The sequence below is a fragment of the Ruegeria sp. AP7 genome (genome assembly GCF_056539905.1).
On sequence record NZ_JBQFVT010000001.1, the window covers coordinates 128,411 to 146,398 of the forward strand.

The following is a 17,988-nucleotide window of genomic DNA, read 5'->3' on the forward strand; positions in this document are numbered from 1 at the left end:
GGTCAGTTCAATGTCTCGTAATGCAAAGAAAAGCCGGTTAGTCTTTGCTACGGAAGCAAATTTCAGGGGAGAAGATACATTGAGCTGGATCAGAACTATTCCATTCGCAGAGGCAACAGGAATGCTGAAGAAGCTCTATGAGCGTGTGACCGGACCGGACAATAATGTGGACAACATCATGATGGCGCACTCTCTGCGGCCTCATTCGATGGAAGCCCATATGGTGGTCTATAAGAACGTTTTGCATCATTCGGCGAACAAGGTTCCCAAGTGGTTTCTTGAAACGTTGGGCGTATGGGTAAGTGCCTTGAACCGATGCGGGTATTGCGTTGAACATCACTTTGCGGGTCTGCAACGGCTGCTAAAGGATGAAGGTCGGGGTAACGCAATCCGGGCCTCGATCGAAGCACGAGATCCATCGTCAGCCCCGCTGGATGCCGCGCAGGTGGCGGCAATGGGTTATGCGCAAAAACTGACTGAGGCCCCCGGAGATCTGGTTGAGGCGGATGTTATCGCCCTGCGTAACGCAGGTTGGGATGATGGCGAGATTCTTGAGATCAATCAGGTATGTTCGTATTTTTCCTATGCGAACCGAACCGTACTTGGGTTAGGGTGCTCGACGGATGGGGACGTTCTGGGACTGTCGCCGAACAACTCCGAAAACCCGGATGATTGGGGCCATCGGTGAGGGCAGGAGCGAGGGGCCAGCCCCTCGCGCTCCCCGAGATATTTTTGGCCAGATGAAGGGCAGATCGGCGCGCCTGCCCGGAGGCTCAGTTAAAACACAAGTCTGTTTGACACCAATCAAAGCGCTGAACATGCCGAACTGCTAGATTTCTCTTCGACAGGAAACCGAGGAGAGAATGTATGGATGCAACGCCCCAGATCAGTCAGAAATCACCTCATATTAATTCGGCAACTGCCCCAAATGCGGAGGCCTCGGCGCCGACGCTTGAAAAAATTCGGCAAGCTTTTGAAAGCGGTAACTATCCCTATGGCCGAAAGATGGCGCGCAAGGATTATGAGGCGCAGAAGGCCGAGTTGCAGGCCGAGTTGCTGAAAGTTCAGTTGTGGGCCCAAGAGACAGGCCAGCGGTTTGTGCTGTTGTTCGAGGGGCGCGATGCGGCCGGGAAGGGCGGCACAATCAAGCGGTTCATGGAACACTTGAACCCGCGTCAGGCGCGCGTCGTTGCGTTGAACAAGCCAACGGACGAAGAGAAAGGGCAGTGGTATTACCAGCGGTACGTGCAGCAGCTGCCGACCTTGGGTGAGATGGTGTTTTATGACCGGTCCTGGTACAATCGCGCGGGTGTCGAACGGGTTATGGGGTTCTGCTCTCCCAACGAGTACTTGGAATTCATGCGCCAGACTCCTGAGTTGGAGCGGATGTTGGTACGCTCGGGCATTCAGCTTTACAAATACTGGTTCTCGGTCACGCAGGAAGAACAGCAACGGCGCTTTCGGAGCCGTGAAACCGACCCATTGAAACAATGGAAATTGTCGCCGATCGACAAAGCCAGCCTGAGCAAATGGGATGACTATACCGAGGCGAAAGAGGCGATGTTCTTCTATACCGACACTGCGGATGCGCCCTGGACCATTGTGAAATCCAATGACAAAAAACGCGCGCGTCTGAATTGCATGCGTCACTTTTTGTCGACGTTGGATTATCCTGACAAGGATCACGAGTTCGTTGTTGAACCTGACCCGCTGATCGTTGGGCAGGCGCATCATGTGATCCATCGCTCGGACCATATTCTTGGAACGGCACTGCATCCAGATGCAAAAATTGGCTAACGGGCCGGGTCATCACCAGACAGGGTGATGGCCCGCTTGGCACAAGTCATGTAAGTCTCACATTGAAATAAACCTGTTCTGCTCTTGTCTTGCGCTGCGGGCAAGCCTAAGGCTGGCGGGATGAACAAAGTGATGACATATCCCGGCCATTTGCGGGCAATTACAGTGTTGGGCGTGCCATTGATTGGCGGGCATTTGGCACAATATGCGATCGGTCTGACCGATACCATCATGCTGGGGTGGTACGGGGTCGAGGCACTGGCCGCAGTGACGCTGGCCAGCAGCTATTTCTTTGTTCTTTTCCTATTTGGCGCAGGGTTTGGCTTGGCCGTTATGCCGATGGTGGCGACTGCTGCGGCTGAAGAGAATGAGACCAGCATACGCCGGTCGACCCGCATGGGCCTGTGGCTGTCTTTGATCTATGCGACGGTGATGATGCCCCTTCTGTGGTGGTCACAACCCATTCTGATTGCATTAAAGCAAGAACCGCAAGTTGCTGAAACCGCAGCGATTTACCTGCGTGTGGCAGGGTGGGGCCTGTTCCCGGCATTGTTGGTGATGACCCTCAAGTCCTATTTGGCCGCACTAGAACGAACGCAGATTGTGCTCTGGATCACGGTTGTTGCTGCTGTTGTGAATGGATTGACGAACTATGCGTTGATTTTCGGCAATTGGGGTGCGCCTGAGTTGGGGGTGATGGGTGCAGCCATTGCTTCGGTCGTGACGCAGATCGTGTCACTGGTGGCGGTGGTGATCTATGCGGTGAAGGCGTTGCCGGAACACAGTCTGTTCCAGCGTTTTTGGCGTCCGGATTGGGAAATGTTTATGAGCGTTCTTCGCTTGGGCGTTCCGATCGGCCTGACGACACTGGCAGAGGTGTCTTTGTTCGCTGTTTCAGCGGTGATGATGGGCTGGCTGGGTCCGGTGCCACTGGCGGCGCATGGTATTGCTCTGAATCTCGCGTCTGCGACATTCATGGTGCATCTGGGACTGTCAAATGTAGCAACAATCCGCGCGGGAAATGCATTGGGTCGTCGAGATCGTGCACATCTTGAAAAAGGCGCCATTACAGTGACCGGAATGTCGCTGGTGATTTCAGTCTTGACTGTTATTCTGTTCTTGACCTGTGCCGAGCCTCTCATTTCCTTGTTTATGGAATTTGATGATCCGCAACGGCCGGAAATTCTGTTGATTGGCACCGGGCTGCTGGCAATGGCTGCTTTGTTCCAATTGGTCGATGGCGCTCAGGTGATCGCACTGGGTCTTTTGCGCGGATTGCAGGATGCCAAAGTGCCGATGGTGATGGCCGCGCTCAGTTATTGGGTGATCGGGATACCTGCATCGTATTACTTCGGCTTCGTTCAGGGCATGGAAGGGATCGGAGTGTGGCTTGGCCTGGTGCTGGGCCTTGCCTGTGCCGCTGTGCTTTTGATGTCGCGATTCTGGCTGCGGTCTGTGCGCGAGGTTGGCGAAGTTCCGGCCTAAGGGATCAATCTTTGCTGATCCGATCTGATTTTTTGCGCACAAGCACCGAGCGCAGATCGTGCATAGCCATCAATAGCCGATCCGTGACGTCCTCCAACTGCTCATCCGTGGCCTTGGACTGCGCCCATTGCGTCGTCAGATTCAGATGGTCGACGGCGCGATGAATATCATCCAAGTCGCGGCGGGATAGCAGGGCTTTCCGCTCTTCCATCCAGCGCGTGATTTCGGCTTTGTCCGCATCGGACAGACTACGTTGACCCTGCGGTTTGACCTCACCATTGCGGATGTTGATCACTGCGATCTGATCCATCTCGATACGACGTTGGCGGTTTTCCGTATCGATCTTGAACACTGCTGCGCCATTCTCGCGTACGCGGAAGTAATATTCGGGCAGGGTTGTGGACATGGAAACCTCAGGTCAGGGACGCGCAGAAGCGTTGGATACGGGTGCAGGCCTCGGTCAGCGCTTCATCAGATGTCGCGTAGCTGACACGGAAATTGGGAGATAGACCAAAGGCCGCGCCAAACACCACCGCAACGTCGGCTTCTTCCAGCAGGGCAGTCGCAAATGCTTCGTCCGAGTCAATCACCGTCCCTGCCGGGGTGGTCTTTCCGATCAGGCCAGCGATGGACGGGTAGACATAGAATGCGCCTTCAGGTGTTGGGCAAGAGATGCCATCGATCTGGCTAAGCATATCGACCACCAGATCGCGACGGCGTTTGAATATCTCGTTATTTGGTGCCAGAAACGCCTGAGTCCCATTCAACGCTTCAACCGCAGCCCATTGGCTGACCGAGCAGGGATTCGACGTCGACTGCGACTGCACTTTACGCATTGCCGCGATCAGCTCGACCGGGCCCGCAGCATATCCAATGCGCCAGCCGGTCATGGCATAGGCTTTGGAGACGCCGTTGCAGGTTAGCGTCCGGTCGTAAAGCCCCGGTTCCACTTGTGCAGGCGTGCAGAATTCGAACCCGTCATAGGCCAGATGCTCATACATATCGTCGGTCATCACCCAGACATGCGGGTGCCGCATCAGCACGTCAGTCAGCTCTTTCAGTTCTGCTCGGCTGTAGCCCGCACCGGTTGGATTGGACGGAGAATTGAAGATGAACCATTTGGTCTTCGGCGTGACTGCCGCTTCTAACTGATCGGCCGTCAGTTTAAAGTTGGTCTGAAGCGAAGTTTCAGTAATCACCGGTGTCCCGCCTGCCAGCAAGACCATATCCGGGTAGCTGACCCAATAGGGCGCGGGGATGACCACCTCATCCCCCTCATTCAGTGTGGCCATCAGGGCATTGTAAAGCGTCTGCTTTCCCCCGGTCCCGACCGAGATCTGAGCGGGCGCATAATCCAACCCGTGGTCACGCTGCATCTTGGCGCAGACCGCCTGTTTCAGCTCGGGGATACCATCTGGCGCTGTGTATTTCGTTTTGCCCGCGGCGATGGCGGCAACAGCGGCCTCCTTGATGTTCTGCGGTGTGTCAAAATCCGGCTCACCAGCACTCAGCCCGATGACATCGCGCCCAGCGGCTTTCAATTCGGCCGCTTTGGCTGTCATGGCGATGGTGGGCGAGGGTTTTACGCGTGACAATGTCGCAGACAGGAAACTCATGGGTGGCCTCAGTTTGTATGTTCAGCCTGACTGTCATAGGGTGCGCCGAAATATCGATCAAGCCAATTGAACCTCACCTATTGGAGACCCCAATGAACGACGAAACGGACTGGTTCGGACCGGACACTGCAACCTTTGGAGATCGCGTCGCGGGCGCGCGCGAGGTTGCGGGTATGACCCAGACACAATTGGCCCGTCGTCTAGGGGTTAAAAAGGCGACGATAATTTCGTGGGAAGATGATCTGTCCGAACCCCGTGCTAACAAGCTGTCGATGATGGCCGGGCTGTTGAATGTCTCGATCATGTGGCTTTTGACCGGCGAAGGCGACGGAATGGATGAGACCAGCCTGAACGGCGATGTGGACTCGGAGCTGCGCGATCTGGTGGCAGAACTGCGTACAATCAGGGGTGAGATGCGCGCGAGTTCAGAGCGCTTGGCCAGAGTGGAAAAGTCGCTGCGCCTGAAGCTGGAACGCAGTCAATGACCGAATCCCGCGAAACTCGGATCAAGCGCATGAAAATGCGCTCAATGCGACGTGGTATCAAAGAGATGGATTTGATCCTGACAGCCTATGCTGATCGCAACCTTTCTTTGATGGATGACGACGGGCTGAATACCTATGATGCGTTGCTGCACGAAAATGATCAAGATTTGTATCAGTGGGTCACCGGTCAGGCCAGCCCTCCGACTGAGCTGTCAGATTTGATCGCGGACATTGCGCAAACCTTTCAGAAATAAGCGATAATTCAACTTAACCGATTTTTCGGAAATTCGCGTCATGTTTTCAGAAACAGCGCGATGAATCGGAGGATCGGATGAGTATGGCGTTACAGGTCGCCGCGCCAGGGACCAAAGGATTCATGACGGGCTATCTTGAAGCACTGGCGCTGGTTGAGCGTCTGCACCGCTTGCTTCTTGATGTCATCAAGGATGAATTTGAACGTGTCGGCGTGTTGGAAATCAACGCTGTGCAGGCCTTGTTGTTGTTTAACATAGGCGATCATGAAGTGACTGCCGGAGAGTTGAAGAGCCGAGGCTACTATCAAGGCAGCAATGTCAGCTACAACCTCAAGAAGCTGGTCGAGATGGGGTATATGCACCATCAGAGATGCGAAATTGACCGGCGTTCTGTCAGAGTGCGATTGACCCAACGCGGGCGAGAGATTCGCGATATAGTATCTGATCTATTTGCCCGTCATGCAGAAGGGCTGCAAAATCGTGGCGTGATTGGTGCGGATGAATTGAAGAGATATCGGGTTCATTGCGACGGGTCGAGCGGTACTGGACAGATCAAATTCGCTATATTTACTAGCGGTTTAAGAGGTCAGAGACCGAATTTCATTGGACGGCCAATGAAGCGGCACTTTATGCCTGCAGATGTGAAACATTCATCAGGGGTGCAGCTCGGTAAGTTCAAAACCCATCAATTCTCGTTCCAGCTTGCGCCGCATTGCGTTTTCAAAGTCTTCAAATCCATTTGCGATTTCAAGAAAAGCTCCGGGGCCGTGCAGGACGTTGGACTGAAAAAACGGGATCAGGTCGATTTCGCCCTCAAAGTCGCCAGCGTTGATGACCAGACCATTCACGGTCGTGTTCTGGAACGGGAAATGCTTGTAGGCGATTTGAGGCCCGTAACCATCGTTGTTTTTCCCGTCACCTGAAATGTCGATGGTTTGGAACAGGCAGCGAGGAGCGTGTTGCATGAGCGTTGCACCGTACGCCAAAGCGTGCCCCATCGCTGTTGGATATTCATTGGCAGACCTATCGGAATCGCCGATGCTGTGTGCGGCAGCAAGCAGGTCTGCAGGCGTCTCGATCAAGAGCCAATCCAAAAGAAGCTTCTGGTTGAAACTGCCGGACCATTCGTAGACCGCCAGTGCAACCGGTTGCGGTGACCTGAAAAATGCCTCTTGCACTTCTGGCGCGATCAGGGCAGCGGCCAACCCTTTGCGCTGCAATGCATCTTCGACAGCATCGATCGAAGTTGAGATGTCCATGGCAAGGGCAAGTGCAAGGCGACATTGCTCGGCCCAAACGGGGCCGCCTGAAACGAGCAACCCCAGAGATGTTATCCGGCGGATCACCAGTGACCGGTGCTTTCCATGCTTGCCCACGGTTCCGCCGGTTCTAGTGCTTCTCCGTTTTGCAGTAATTCAACAGAGATGTTGTCGGGAGAGCGCACAAAGGCCATTCGCCCGTCGCGGGGTGGGCGGTTGATCACGATCCCGTTGTCCTGAAGATGCTGGCAGGTCTCATAAATGTTGTCGACACCATAGGCGAGGTGACCAAAATGGCGGCTGTCGCTGGGCAGTTTGTCGTCGCCATCCCAGTTATAGGTCAGTTCGATCGGGGCGTCTTCCTGACCAGGAGGGGCGAGGAAAACCAGTGTGAATCGACCTGCTTCACTGTCGTAGCGGCGGGTCTCTTTCAGGCCAAGAAGCTCATAAAATGCCATGGATTTCTCAAGATCCTTCACGCGGACCATAGTGTGGAGGTATGTCAGCCCCATCGCGACTTTCCTTACATTGATTGTGATGCCCAGCACCTTAGCGCGCCGCGATGCGGTGTCGAGAGGGAAGGAATGACACAATTCGCAAATTGCGCGCTACGCCGCACATATCGCGGTTCCGGTGGTTGATAAGCCGATATATAGTGGTGGGCGACTCATTGCTGGAAAGGATAATTTCATGCCTCTGTCTTCCGACCAACTGGCCGAGATTGAAGCGCAACGCGCACAATCGAGCCCGACCCGCCGCGTCGTTGCCGAAGGTATGGAAGATCACCTGTACACGGCGCATCAGGTTCTGGATCACGGATTTGTTCGGGTCATCGACTATATGGGCGATGACGCCGCGATCTGTCAGGCCGCACGGGTATCCTACGGCAAAGGCACCAAATCGGTGCAGAATGACGAAGGCCTGATCCGTTATCTGATGCGGCATTGGCATTCGACCCCATTTGAAATGTGCGAGATCAAACTGCACGTCAAACTGCCGGTTTTTGTCGCCCGCCAGTGGATTCGCCACCGGACTGCTAATGTGAACGAATACTCGGCCCGTTACTCGATTCTGGATCGGGAATTCTACATCCCCGCGCCCGAACATGTGGCCGCACAGTCTGAGGTGAACAATCAGGGCCGTGGCGACTCGTTGCAGGGCGAAGAGGCCGCACGAGTGTTGGAGATTTTGAAGGCCGACAGCGCGCGATGCTATGACAACTACGAAGCTATGATTGGTCAGGATGGCCAGCAAGGATTGGCACGAGAACTGGCGCGAATGAACCTGCCAGCCAATATCTATACACAATGGTATTGGAAGGTGGATCTGCACAACCTGTTCCACTTCTTGCGTCTACGCGCTGACCCTCATGCGCAGTACGAAATTCGCGTTTATGCTGATACCATGTGCAAGATCGTCGCTGACTGGGTGCCGTTTGCCTATCGCGCGTTCGAGGATTATCGCTTGGGTGCTGTCAACCTCTCGGCTCAGATGGTGACCTGCCTGCGTCGGATGTTGAGCGGTGAGAATGTTACTCAGGAAAATTCAGGCATGACAGCGCGAGAGTGGCGCGAGTTCGAAGGCGTTATCCGCGAAAGCTGAATAGTCAGGAAAAAAGAAAATAGCGCGTCCCTAGGTGGGCGCGTTTTTTTAGGGGTAGCTAACGGTTAACGGCCGGAAATTGGCCGCCAACCTTATTTGTCTTTCCCGCCGGGGCGGGCCTTGCCTTACAGCGGCTTCAAATCAGACGCCATCTGTCGGCCATCACGTCCGTCTTCCAGCTCGTACGAGACCTTCTGATTGTCAGCGAGTCCGGTCAGGCCGGATCGTTCTACGGCCGAGATATGTACAAACACATCTTTGCCACCCTCATCGGGCGCAATAAAACCATAGCCTTTGGTTGTATTAAACCATTTCACGGTGCCAGTTGGCATTTCCCGTGTCTCCTTCTACTTACACGTTGTCCCACAAATTGGTGGGGGTAGTGGTTGGCAATACCGCAACACATCACTGTTCGCCCACACGATACAGCCCGGGTCGCGTGTTTCGCCTTTTTCAACATTGCACGGTGAAGTAAAAAATCAAGAATAACCGGGCCATGCCAATGGAATTGCCCGATTTTGCAGCGAAGACAGGATCAATCAAACTATGCGCCTCTATGGATTGAAGAATTGCGACACATGTCGCAAGGCATTGAAATCGCTTTCGAATGCGGAGTTTGTCGACGTGCGAGGGCAAGGTGTTCCCGAAAATATCCTGTCGGAGGCGTATGAGACTTTCGGCAAAGCCTTGCTCAATACGCGATCAACAACCTGGCGCGGATTGGATGAGGATACACGAAATCGGCCGGTGCTTGAGCTGTTGGTTGATCATCCGACCTTGATGAAGCGCCCATTGATCGAGGCTGATGGCCGGATGTATTTGGGCTGGACGCCTGAAACGCGTCAGGCCCTTGGTCTTGCCTAATCAATTGCCTATGTGACATGGGCAACAAGCGGAGACCTGTGAATGCGTAACGCTGCCATGATACTGGGTGTGATTGCCGGGCTGATCGGAATGGTCGTCGGATTTTTCGGCTATGGATTTGTGGAACTGATCGACCAATTTGGTGAGATCGAAGGGATTGCCGAACAAGTCGATAACCCGGAACTGATCCAGACCGCTTCGATTGTGGCACCGCTATTGGCGATAGTGGGTGGAGCGATGGCCCATTCACGTGCTCTGGTCGCGGGCATATTACTGCTTATTTCTGCGGCGGGCATGTACTACGCCTTTGGCTTTGGCGTTTTTACGATGTTCCCAATAGCCTTTGCCGGCGTAGCAGGAGTGCTTGGGCTCGCGGCTGGAAAACCGGACGAGCCCAAGGCGCATTTCTAGGTCATTTCAGGCGCAGCAACCGATCCAGCGAAAGCGGGCCTGCGCCGTTGATCACGATCACCAGCAATAGGAATGTCCACATCACGCGCTGATCCATCAGCGTGATTGCGTTGTCAAACAAGCCACCTAGTTTGACACCATGTCCGGTAACATCGGTGAGGGTCTGCACCCAGACAAATCCAATCATGCCAAGTGCGGCAAGACGGGTCAGCAAGCCGACCAGCAGTAGTACGGGCAATACAAACTCAGCCACGGTTCCAAAGAAGATGACAATTCGCTGGAAGAAAGTCATCTGGCTGACGTCATACAGGACGGCTTCGGCTGCCTTGGGGAAGATTTGCCCAAATGCCCCGGCGGATGGCGAAAATATTGAGCCGTCAATCTTCAGTGTTGCCGAGTTCCAATAATACACGAACAGGACAGCGATAAAGACAACCCGAGCGAGGGTAGGCGTCAGCCAGCCGGACGTGTTCGCCACTTTGTCCATCGTGTCATTGTAGGTAGAGATCAGGGCAGTCATGTGTCCAGCCTTTCGATAGTCACAGAAGTTATTGCACCGCCCTGCAAAAGCAGTGCCAGAGTGGTTCCAAGGTCAAATTCGGGCGTTTCCGCGACTGTGGCTTCAAATGCTTCGCCGATGCTTTGCCCGTTTCGAATGCGTGCGATCCATGCCGCGCCGCCTTGTGGCAGCGGTTGCGGGGCAGGATCGTATTCGGGACGTGTAATCAGAACATCCTGAGCGCCAGCTTCAGGTTTCGGGGCTCTGTCTTCAGTGTTGAACAACCAGATCGCGTGCACAGGCCACTCTGATCTTAACACGGTTGTTGCCGGAGCAAGAGACAACTTGGCGCGCATCAAGTCTTCTGGTGGAACGTTCAGAGCCTCAGGGTCAATGGGCTGGCAATCGGCGGCGTGATAGGCCCGCCGCAACGCCAGCTCCAGCCGCGCTACATCTGGCAGGTATCCCAGATGCGACAATTGCTCCATACCTTCCAAAAAGGCAGGGAATTCATCACCGTAAAACATCATAAGTGGTGAGGTAGGCGGGTGCTGGCGCAGGAAAATCCCGGCAAGCCCATCCATGTTCTGTGATCCCAGCAACTTAGAAATGACTGGAAACGCCTGATGCATTGCCTCCGTCAATGAAACGGCGACATTGTTGCGATACACGCTGAAACGACGTCCCGCCGCGTTTGCTTGCGCGTCCAGCAATCCATCCGGAACCGACTTGTTGGCGTCCAGCAAAGCGTCATGGAATGTGGTCTGAGACACGTTCATGCCGGAATCTTGTCCAACGCAGATTGGGCACGTTCGGCCTCGGCCCTCAGGATTGGCCAGTCAGGTACGTCGGTATCCCATTCAATCAGCACCGGCTTCGGTCCCGATTTTTCCAAAACGTAGTCCAGCAATGCCCAGACCGGATCAACCACCTCGCGCCCGTGGCTATCGATCAGCAGGGGGTGGCCATGATCGTCTTCGTCTTCGTCGTGACCACCCAAGTGAATCTCACCCACCTGATCCAGCGGGTAGGCGTCGATATAGCCCTGAGGCGAGAAATCCAGATTAGTGGCAGAAACAAAGACGTTGTTCACATCCAACAGCAAACCACATCCGGTACGGCGCGTTATTTCGCGCAGGAAATCAGGCTCGGACCAGGTGCTTTCTTCGAAAGCCAAATAGCTGGAAGGATTTTCCAACAGCATTTGCCGTCCAACGACCCCTTGCACCTGATCAATATGATCGCACACGCGGGTCAGAGTGGCATCGGTATAGGGAAGCGGCAGCAGATCATTCAGGAAGTGACTTTCATGAGTTGACCATGCCAGATGTTCAGAGAAGCTTGCTGGGTTCAGCCAACCAACCAAGTGTTTCAGGCGTGCGAGGTGATCTAGGTCCAGCGGTGTTTCACCACCAATGGAGAGGCCAACGCCGTGAACGGATATGGGGAATTGTTCGGATAGATGGCGCAATTGTGCCAAAGGACGTCCGCCATCGCCCATATAGTTTTCAGCATGAATCTCAAGCCATTCTACTGGCTTCGCATGCTCAAGTATTTGCGAGAAATGCTGCGGTTTATATCCGACGCCTGGGGCGGCGGGCAATCGATTTGATCTGAGAGCATTGTCTAACATGTGCAAATCCCTTGATCATCACAGAAAGGGCGGGCGATGGTGCCCGCCCTTTCCGGTTCATTCGGGCAGACTTATGCAGGCAGATCGCGTTCCAGCGGCTCGAGCGAGCCTTTGCGGTCCGCACCATCTGCTGTTTTTGGCAACTCAATGTCCGCGCAGGTGCCTGCGTCAACCAGAGTCCATGCATTACCCTGATAATCTACAGTTGACGTGCCCGCGCAGGTCGTACCGGGGCCAGCCGCGCAGTCGTTTTGACCGGCCAGCGAAACGCCATAGCATTTCTCTTTGGCCTGAGCGGTCGCCGTTGTTGCAGCGCCGGAAACGGCGGCGGCAACTGCGCTTGCGATAACCAGTGTTTTTGCGGTGTTCGACATCTCGGATTTTCCTTTTGCTGACTTTACGTGTCTGCTTGTGACAATGACAAAGGTAGTAGCTTGATGCTCAGAGTTGAATTCACGAGCCCGTGTCTCACAACCCCGTCAAAGACCGTCATGGCCCCTTGAAGGTTAACAAACTGTTTTTGAATTGAAAAATGGTATTTGTTTCAATCCGGCCCTAAAATCAGGGCCGGATTTTCGGCAATTTGGCACCGAATGTTACAGCAGATCTGGCGGCGTTGCGGCCTGACCCAGCTCTTTTGTTACAGATTCAAGCGACTGAACTTGTGTCTGTTTTTCACCGAGACGGCGGACACTGACCGTGCGCTCATCAACTTCGCGGTGACCGACGGCCAGAATGATCGGGACTTTGCCAACCGAATGCTCGCGGACCTTGTAGTTGATTTTCTCGTTACGAATATCAGCTTCGGCCCGAACACCAGCAGCGCGCAAGGCTTCAACCACTTCGGCTACATACGCATCAGCATCGGACGTGATCGAGGCGACTACGACCTGACGCGGGGCCAGCCAGAAGGGCAGTTTGCCTGCGTGTTCTTCAATCAAGATGCCGATAAACCGCTCGAACGAACCCAGTGTCGCGCGGTGCAGCATGACCGGACGGTGTTTGCCGCCATCGGCGCCGATATATGTGGCGTCCAGACGCTCAGGGAGAACAAAGTCTACCTGATGGGTGCCGCACTGCCAGTCCCGACCAATCGCATCGGTCAGAACGAACTCCAGTTTCGGGCCATAGAACGCCCCTTCACCCGGGTTGAGTTCCGGTTCGATCCCTGCGGCACGGGTCGCACTGAGCAGGGCGGCCTCAGCCTTGTCCCATACCTCGTCGGAGCCAGACCGCTTTTCGGGGCGATCCGAGAACTTGACCGAGAAGTTTTCGAACCCGAGGTCTTTGTAGATCTCGGACAGGAACCGAATGAACTCGGCGGTTTCAGATTCGATCTGGTCTTCGGTGCAGAAGATGTGCCCGTCATCCTGGGTAAAGCCGCGTACGCGCATGATACCGTGCAGAGCACCCGAGGGTTCGTACCGATTGCACGATCCGAATTCGGCCATACGCAAAGGCAAATCGCGATAGGATTTCAGGCCTTGGTTGAATATCTGCACGTGACAGGGACAGTTCATCGGTTTCAGGGCGTTAATAGCCTTTTCCCGCGCATGTTCCTCGTCGACCTCGACGATGAACATGTTTTCCTGATATTTGTCCCAGTGACCCGAGGCTTCCCACAGCTTGCGGTCGACAACCTGAGGCGTGTTAACCTCGACATAACCGCCCTTGCGCTGCTGACGGCGCATATAGTCCTGAAGTTGGGTGTAGACGGTCCAACCATTGGGGTGCCAGAAAATCTGCCCCGGAGCTTCTTCTTGCATGTGGAACAGGTCCATCTCGCGGCCCAGTTTGCGGTGGTCGCGCTTGGCGGCTTCTTCAAGCATGTGAAGATGCGCCTTGAGCTTTTCCTTGCCGGTGAAAGCCACGCCATAGATGCGTTGAAGCATGGCGCGGTCGCTGTCGCCGCGCCAGTAGGCACCGGCGATGGACATCAGTTTGAACGCATCACCCGGCAGTTGACCAGTGTGCTGCAAGTGTGGGCCACGGCAGAGATCCTGCCAGTGGCCGTGCCAATACATGCGCAGCGGCTCATCACCCGGGATGGATTCGATCAGCTCAACTTTATAGGGCTCATTGTTGGCCTTGTAGAACTCGATCGCGCGGTCACGGTCCCAAACCTCGGTGGTCACCGGATCACGCTTGTTGATGATCTCTTTCATCTTTTTCTCGATTAGGCCGAGATCTTCGGGCGTAAACGGCTCCTCGCGGTCAAAGTCATAGTACCAGCCGTTTTCGATGACGGGGCCGATGGTGACTTTGGTAGCGGGCCAAATCTCCTGCACGGCGCGCGCCATGACATGCGCCAGATCGTGGCGGATCAGCTCATTGGCTTGCGCCTCGTCCTTCATGGTGTGAATGGCGATTTGCGCGTCGGCTTCGATGGGCCATTGCAAGTCCCAATGCTGGCCGTTCACCGTGGCAGAGATGGCTTTTTTGGCCAGCGAGGTCGAGATGCCGGCAGCGACCTGAGCGGGCGTGACGCCTGCATCGAAGGATCGGGAATTGCCATCGGGAAAGGTAAGGGAGACTGACTGTGAGTCCAAGGCCATATCGGCTCTCCTCGTCGGTTTGGCGCCCACTGAACGCCCGGTTGCGGGTTATGTGTGTTCGGCTCATGTGGCAGGTGGGGATGCGCGTGTCAAGGGTGGGAACGAGGGGCGCTGCCGCTCGCGCACCCCGGGATATTTTTGGCCGGATGAAAAGGGATCGGGGAATTGCGAAGCGCGTGATGACGTGCATGATGCGGGAAAAGAAAAGAGGATTTCATGGCAGAGACGAAATTTCTTGAGACAGCGCAGGGGCGACGGCTGGCTTATCACAAGTCTGAAGGAACGGGGCCAACCATCGTTTTTCTGGGCGGATTGAAATCGGACATGGAAGGCACCAAGGCTGTGCATCTTGAGGCCTGGGCCAAGGAGCGAGGGCAGTCTTTCTTACGCTTCGATTATTCGGGGCATGGTGAAAGTTCCGGTGAGTTTACCGACGGGTGCATTGGGGACTGGCACGAGGATACGTTGGCTGCAGTCTCACGGTTGACTGCGGGTCCGTTGATTATTGTCGGATCATCCATGGGCGGATGGCAGGCGTTGTTGCTTGCGCGGGTCATGCCCGAGCGGATAGCGGGTATGGTGACGATCGCCGCAGCGCCGGATTTTACCGAGGACGGGTATTGGGCTTCGTTTTCAGATCAGCAGAAATCTGATCTGGAGATCGTTGGGCATGTGGAGCTGCCTTCGGACTATATGGAGCCCTACGTCATTACCAAGCGGATGATTGAAGATGGGCGGCAGCGTCTGGTTTTGCGTACGCCACTTGAATTGCCCTTTCCGGTGCGTTTCCTGCAGGGAACGGCAGATACCGCGGTATCCACTGAAACAGCAGTAGGCTTGCTTAACCACGCGTCGGGTCAAGACATGCAGCTACTGCTAGTCAAAGACGCAGATCACCGGTTCTCGGACGGACCGTGCCTTGGTTTGATCGAGCAGGCCGTTCGGGATGTAATAGGAGGCACCTGATGCAGCGCTTTGGCTGGATTTTGGGGCGTCTGCTGCTGGGATTGGCCCTTATTGGTGGGTTGGTCTACGTATTTGGGCCCCGTGAGCCGGTAGACCTGCATCCCCGTTTCGATCCACGCAAATTTGGTGAAGGCGTTCAGGTCTATTTTGAAAGCATCGAAACTGCCTTTGAAGACGTCGTGCCGGGCGTCGAAAAGCGTGTGATCTGGCAGGATGGGTTTTACGAGCAGCGAACACCGTACGCGGTGCTTTATATCCATGGGTTCTCGGCCTCGTCAGAAGAGATCAGGCCGGTGCCCGATCGAGTCGCAGAGTCGCTGGGCGCCAACCTTGTTTATACCCGGCTTCAAGGGCATGGGCGTGACGGTGAAGCGATGGTCGAAGCGACGGCCTCGGGCTGGATGCGAGATGCGGCCGAGGGGTTGGCAGCAGCCCGGGCAGTCGGAGAGCAGGTAGTTGTAATCTCGACATCTACTGGCGGAACTCTGGCGGCAGCTGCTGCGCTGGATACCGAACTGAGTGCGGATGTGGCCGCGTTGATTTTTTTCTCACCGAACTTCGGAGTGAACATGGCTGCGGCCTGGGTGCCAACATTGCCATGGGCGCGAGATTGGTTGCCTCTTTTGATGGGGGCCGAGCGGGATGTATCCAGTTCTGATGCTGAAAAGAATAGGTATTGGACAACTATCTACCCATGGGAGGCAGTTGTGCCGATGTCTGTCATCGTAGATGCAGTCTATGGGTTGGACTTTTCAGGTGCACGGATCCCCGCCCTATTCTGGTTCTCGGATGACGATCAAGTCGTGCGGCCGGACAGAACGCATGAGGTGGCAAAGGCATGGGGAGGCCCGGCCTCGGTTGCATTGGTGACCATGGGCCCCGGGAGTGATCCAGCCTCGCACGTTGTGGCGGGGCGGTTGATGTCGCCCGGTCAGACTGATGCAACGGTCTTAGGTATGTTGGAGTGGCTATCGGAGCAGGGGATTCAGTGATGGAGCAACGTGTAAGTCTGATCACGATCGGCGTGGAAGACTTGGAAACAGCCGCAGTTTTCTATGAGAAATTGGGCTGGCAACGTGTTGAAAGTCCCGATGGGGTGATTGCGTTTGATCTGATCGGGCAAACGCTGGGCCTCTATCCACTTGCCGCTCTGGCTGACGAAATGGGAGTGGACGTCGCAACTCTGGGACGTGGTGCGATGACGTTAAGCCACAATTGCCGTGCGAAGGAAGACGTGGCGGCGCTGATTGAGCAGGCGGAACATGCCGGGGCGGAGGTGCTCAAGCCTGCATCGGACGTCTTCTGGGGCGGACATCACGGGTATTTCCGCGCTCCGGACCAGACGATCTGGGAAATTGCGTTCAACCCCTTCTCGACCTTGGCAGCGGACGGTTCCTTTCGCTGGAACGGGTACTGATCGTGCGTCGGCCGGGCAGCATGTGGAGCCTCGAGAACCTGGGTCGTGTGCGCCTTTCCCGGCATTTCTTCATGCGGGATTTCCTTTATTCCGAAATTGGAAACTTTCACGAGTTACAGAACGTACCTGACAACCCCGATCTTGCGATCGAAACGGGGCGTGCGTTTTGTGAAACACTAATGGATCCACTGGAAGAGACCTTTGGGCGGGTCGCTGTACGCTCGGGCTATCGTTCGCGGTCCTTGAACCGGTTCGGGAATGAGAACAGGTTGAACTGCGCCCGCAATGACAACCCATTAGAGTGCCACATCTGGGACTGGGGCGAAGGCGACGCGCGTGTCGCGGGTGCTTCGGTCGTTATACCATGGTTTGCCGACCGGTATGAACAAGGGCGCGATTGGCGGGATCTTGCGTGGTGGTTGCATGACCATCTGGATTACTCTGAAATCTGGTTTTTTCCGAAACTCTGCGCGTTCAATCTGGTATGGCGGCCCAAGCCTGTTAGGCGGATCGACAGTTATATTGCGCCGCGCGGCTGCTTGTTGCGAGCCGGGGCCGATCCGGAAGAAACGCTGGCACAAAGGCAGGCGCGCTACGCGGATTTTCCGCCATTCAGGGCGATCAGTTATCCCTGAAGTTTTACTTGCCCGCCCCTGGCAATCCTCTCATCCTGTAACAAAATAATAAACAACGAGCGGAGGGCGCCAGGGTGATCGAGCCATTGGTTTTGCTGCCCGGATTGATTTGTGACGCGCGGTTGTTTCAGGCGCAGATTACAGCGATGTCAAATGATCGTGCGGTCACTGTTGCACCGATCACCGGTGGCGAGCGGATAGAAGAGATCGCGTCGGGTCTGCTGGATCAGCTACCGCATCGGTTCGCATTGTGCGGGTTTGGTCTGGGTGGAAGCATCGCGCTTGAAATTGTGCGACGCGCGCCTGAGAGGGTGACACGATTATGTCTGATTACGGCAGCGGTGCAAGCGGACACGCCTCAGATCGCTGCAGACCGCGAAGTATTGATCATAGGGGCGCAGGCGGGACGGTTGGACGACGTCATGCGAAGAGTGATCGGTTCAGACATGTTGGCCCCAAGGACCGCAACGAATTCCGATTCTCGATGATGTATTGCAGATGCCCGGGGCG

General features: G+C 55.3%; 23 protein-coding genes and 1 pseudogene. 14 read left to right on the forward strand and 10 right to left on the reverse strand.

Going from position 1 to position 17,988, the window contains the following annotated elements:
- Positions 1–79 precede the first annotated feature (79 nt).
- From ACR0KN_RS00605 to ACR0KN_RS00615, 3 genes are all read left to right on the forward strand, one after another.
- On the forward strand, positions 80–688 hold the full coding sequence (locus ACR0KN_RS00605; protein WP_480650634.1) for a carboxymuconolactone decarboxylase family protein: 609 nt from the start codon (positions 80–82) through the stop codon (positions 686–688).
- Between the two features lie 179 nt (positions 689–867).
- The gene (ppk2, locus tag ACR0KN_RS00610) at positions 868–1,797 is read left to right on the forward strand and encodes a polyphosphate kinase 2 (protein ID WP_480650636.1); all 930 of its coding nucleotides are present in this window, start codon (positions 868–870) and stop codon (positions 1,795–1,797) included.
- Positions 1,798–1,917: 120 nt separating this feature from the next.
- Positions 1,918–3,282, forward strand: coding sequence for an MATE family efflux transporter (locus tag ACR0KN_RS00615; protein WP_480650638.1), 1,365 nt, complete (start codon positions 1,918–1,920; stop codon positions 3,280–3,282).
- Positions 3,283–3,286: 4 nt separating this feature from the next.
- Here the strand turns inward: ACR0KN_RS00615 and ACR0KN_RS00620 are convergent, their stop codons facing one another.
- Positions 3,287–3,688, reverse strand: coding sequence for a hypothetical protein (locus ACR0KN_RS00620; RefSeq protein ID WP_480650640.1), 402 nt, complete (start codon positions 3,686–3,688; stop codon positions 3,287–3,289).
- 7 nt (positions 3,689–3,695) lie between these two features.
- The gene (locus ACR0KN_RS00625) at positions 3,696–4,898 is read right to left on the reverse strand and encodes a pyridoxal phosphate-dependent aminotransferase (RefSeq protein ID WP_480650642.1); all 1,203 of its coding nucleotides are present in this window, start codon (positions 4,896–4,898) and stop codon (positions 3,696–3,698) included.
- Between the two features lie 92 nt (positions 4,899–4,990).
- Between ACR0KN_RS00625 and ACR0KN_RS00630 the strand changes: the two genes are divergently transcribed.
- The 3 genes and pseudogenes from ACR0KN_RS00630 to ACR0KN_RS00640 all read left to right on the forward strand — a co-directional run bounded on the left by ACR0KN_RS00630 (position 4,991) and on the right by ACR0KN_RS00640 (position 6,211).
- A complete protein-coding gene (locus ACR0KN_RS00630; protein ID WP_010439102.1) occupies positions 4,991–5,383 on the forward strand; it encodes a helix-turn-helix domain-containing protein in 393 nt (130 codons plus the stop codon).
- On the forward strand, positions 5,380–5,637 hold the full coding sequence (locus ACR0KN_RS00635) for a succinate dehydrogenase assembly factor 2 (RefSeq protein WP_170770280.1): 258 nt from the start codon (positions 5,380–5,382) through the stop codon (positions 5,635–5,637). The genes ACR0KN_RS00630 and ACR0KN_RS00635 overlap by 4 nt, the downstream gene beginning before the upstream one ends.
- Positions 5,638–5,720: 83 nt before the next feature.
- A pseudogene (locus tag ACR0KN_RS00640) lies at positions 5,721–6,211 on the forward strand (MarR family winged helix-turn-helix transcriptional regulator).
- Between the two features lie 79 nt (positions 6,212–6,290).
- On the opposite strand, the gene ACR0KN_RS00645 reads toward ACR0KN_RS00640, so the two are convergent.
- Positions 6,291–6,986 (reverse strand): DUF1194 domain-containing protein, encoded by a 696-nt coding sequence (locus ACR0KN_RS00645; protein ID WP_480651742.1) that lies wholly within the window; start codon positions 6,984–6,986, stop codon positions 6,291–6,293.
- Positions 6,980–7,408 carry a VOC family protein gene (locus ACR0KN_RS00650; RefSeq protein ID WP_480650645.1) on the reverse strand — a complete coding sequence of 143 codons (429 nt, stop codon included), beginning with the start codon at positions 7,406–7,408 and terminating at the stop codon, positions 6,980–6,982. Before ACR0KN_RS00650 ends, ACR0KN_RS00645 begins: the two co-directional genes overlap by 7 nt.
- Positions 7,409–7,586: 178 nt before the next feature.
- Between ACR0KN_RS00650 and thyX the strand changes: the two genes are divergently transcribed.
- Positions 7,587–8,498, forward strand: a complete 912-nt coding sequence (gene thyX, locus ACR0KN_RS00655) for an FAD-dependent thymidylate synthase (protein ID WP_480650646.1) — start codon at positions 7,587–7,589, stop codon at positions 8,496–8,498.
- A gap of 125 nt (positions 8,499–8,623) precedes the next feature.
- On the opposite strand, the gene ACR0KN_RS00660 is transcribed toward thyX, so the two are convergent.
- Positions 8,624–8,830, reverse strand: coding sequence for a cold-shock protein (locus tag ACR0KN_RS00660; protein WP_010439113.1), 207 nt, complete (start codon positions 8,828–8,830; stop codon positions 8,624–8,626).
- 214 nt (positions 8,831–9,044) lie between these two features.
- Here ACR0KN_RS00660 and ACR0KN_RS00665 point away from each other — a divergent pair, with 214 nt between their 5' ends.
- A complete protein-coding gene (locus ACR0KN_RS00665) occupies positions 9,045–9,362 on the forward strand; it encodes an ArsC/Spx/MgsR family protein (protein ID WP_480650648.1) in 318 nt (105 codons plus the stop codon).
- Between the two features lie 42 nt (positions 9,363–9,404).
- On the forward strand, positions 9,405–9,773 hold the full coding sequence (locus ACR0KN_RS00670; RefSeq protein ID WP_170469113.1) for a hypothetical protein: 369 nt from the start codon (positions 9,405–9,407) through the stop codon (positions 9,771–9,773).
- A 1-nt stretch (position 9,774) separates the two neighbouring features.
- On the opposite strand, the gene ACR0KN_RS00675 is transcribed toward ACR0KN_RS00670, so the two are convergent.
- The 5 genes from ACR0KN_RS00675 to thrS all read right to left on the reverse strand — a co-directional run bounded on the left by ACR0KN_RS00675 (position 9,775) and on the right by thrS (position 14,460).
- Entirely contained in the window at positions 9,775–10,293 is a 519-nt protein-coding gene (locus ACR0KN_RS00675) for a DoxX family membrane protein (protein ID WP_010439120.1), read from the reverse strand.
- Entirely contained in the window at positions 10,290–11,051 is a 762-nt protein-coding gene (locus ACR0KN_RS00680) for an HvfC/BufC family peptide modification chaperone (protein WP_480650651.1), read from the reverse strand. The genes ACR0KN_RS00675 and ACR0KN_RS00680 overlap by 4 nt, the downstream gene beginning before the upstream one ends.
- Positions 11,048–11,905, reverse strand: coding sequence for an MNIO family bufferin maturase (gene bufB / locus ACR0KN_RS00685; protein ID WP_480650653.1), 858 nt, complete (start codon positions 11,903–11,905; stop codon positions 11,048–11,050). The genes ACR0KN_RS00680 and bufB overlap by 4 nt, the downstream gene beginning before the upstream one ends.
- Before the next feature lie 71 nt (positions 11,906–11,976).
- Complete coding sequence (locus ACR0KN_RS00690; RefSeq protein WP_010439128.1) at positions 11,977–12,279, reverse strand: BufA1 family periplasmic bufferin-type metallophore; 303 nt, start codon at positions 12,277–12,279, stop codon at positions 11,977–11,979.
- Positions 12,280–12,501: 222 nt separating this feature from the next.
- A complete protein-coding gene (thrS, locus tag ACR0KN_RS00695) occupies positions 12,502–14,460 on the reverse strand; it encodes a threonine--tRNA ligase (RefSeq protein WP_480650655.1) in 1,959 nt (652 codons plus the stop codon).
- Positions 14,461–14,676: 216 nt separating this feature from the next.
- Between thrS and ACR0KN_RS00700 the strand changes: the two genes are divergently transcribed.
- From ACR0KN_RS00700 to ACR0KN_RS00720, 5 genes are all read left to right on the forward strand, one after another.
- A complete protein-coding gene (locus ACR0KN_RS00700; RefSeq protein ID WP_480650657.1) occupies positions 14,677–15,426 on the forward strand; it encodes an alpha/beta fold hydrolase in 750 nt (249 codons plus the stop codon).
- The gene (locus ACR0KN_RS00705) at positions 15,426–16,418 is read left to right on the forward strand and encodes an alpha/beta hydrolase (RefSeq protein ID WP_480650659.1); all 993 of its coding nucleotides are present in this window, start codon (positions 15,426–15,428) and stop codon (positions 16,416–16,418) included. The genes ACR0KN_RS00700 and ACR0KN_RS00705 overlap by 1 nt, the downstream gene beginning before the upstream one ends.
- Positions 16,418–16,843, forward strand: a complete 426-nt coding sequence (locus ACR0KN_RS00710; RefSeq protein ID WP_480650661.1) for a VOC family protein — start codon at positions 16,418–16,420, stop codon at positions 16,841–16,843. Before ACR0KN_RS00705 ends, ACR0KN_RS00710 begins: the two co-directional genes overlap by 1 nt.
- Before the next feature lie 20 nt (positions 16,844–16,863).
- The gene (locus tag ACR0KN_RS00715; RefSeq protein ID WP_480650663.1) at positions 16,864–17,478 is read left to right on the forward strand and encodes a hypothetical protein; all 615 of its coding nucleotides are present in this window, start codon (positions 16,864–16,866) and stop codon (positions 17,476–17,478) included.
- 74 nt (positions 17,479–17,552) lie between these two features.
- A complete protein-coding gene (locus ACR0KN_RS00720) occupies positions 17,553–17,966 on the forward strand; it encodes an alpha/beta fold hydrolase (RefSeq protein WP_480650665.1) in 414 nt (137 codons plus the stop codon).
- Positions 17,967–17,988: the final 22 nt, after the last annotated feature.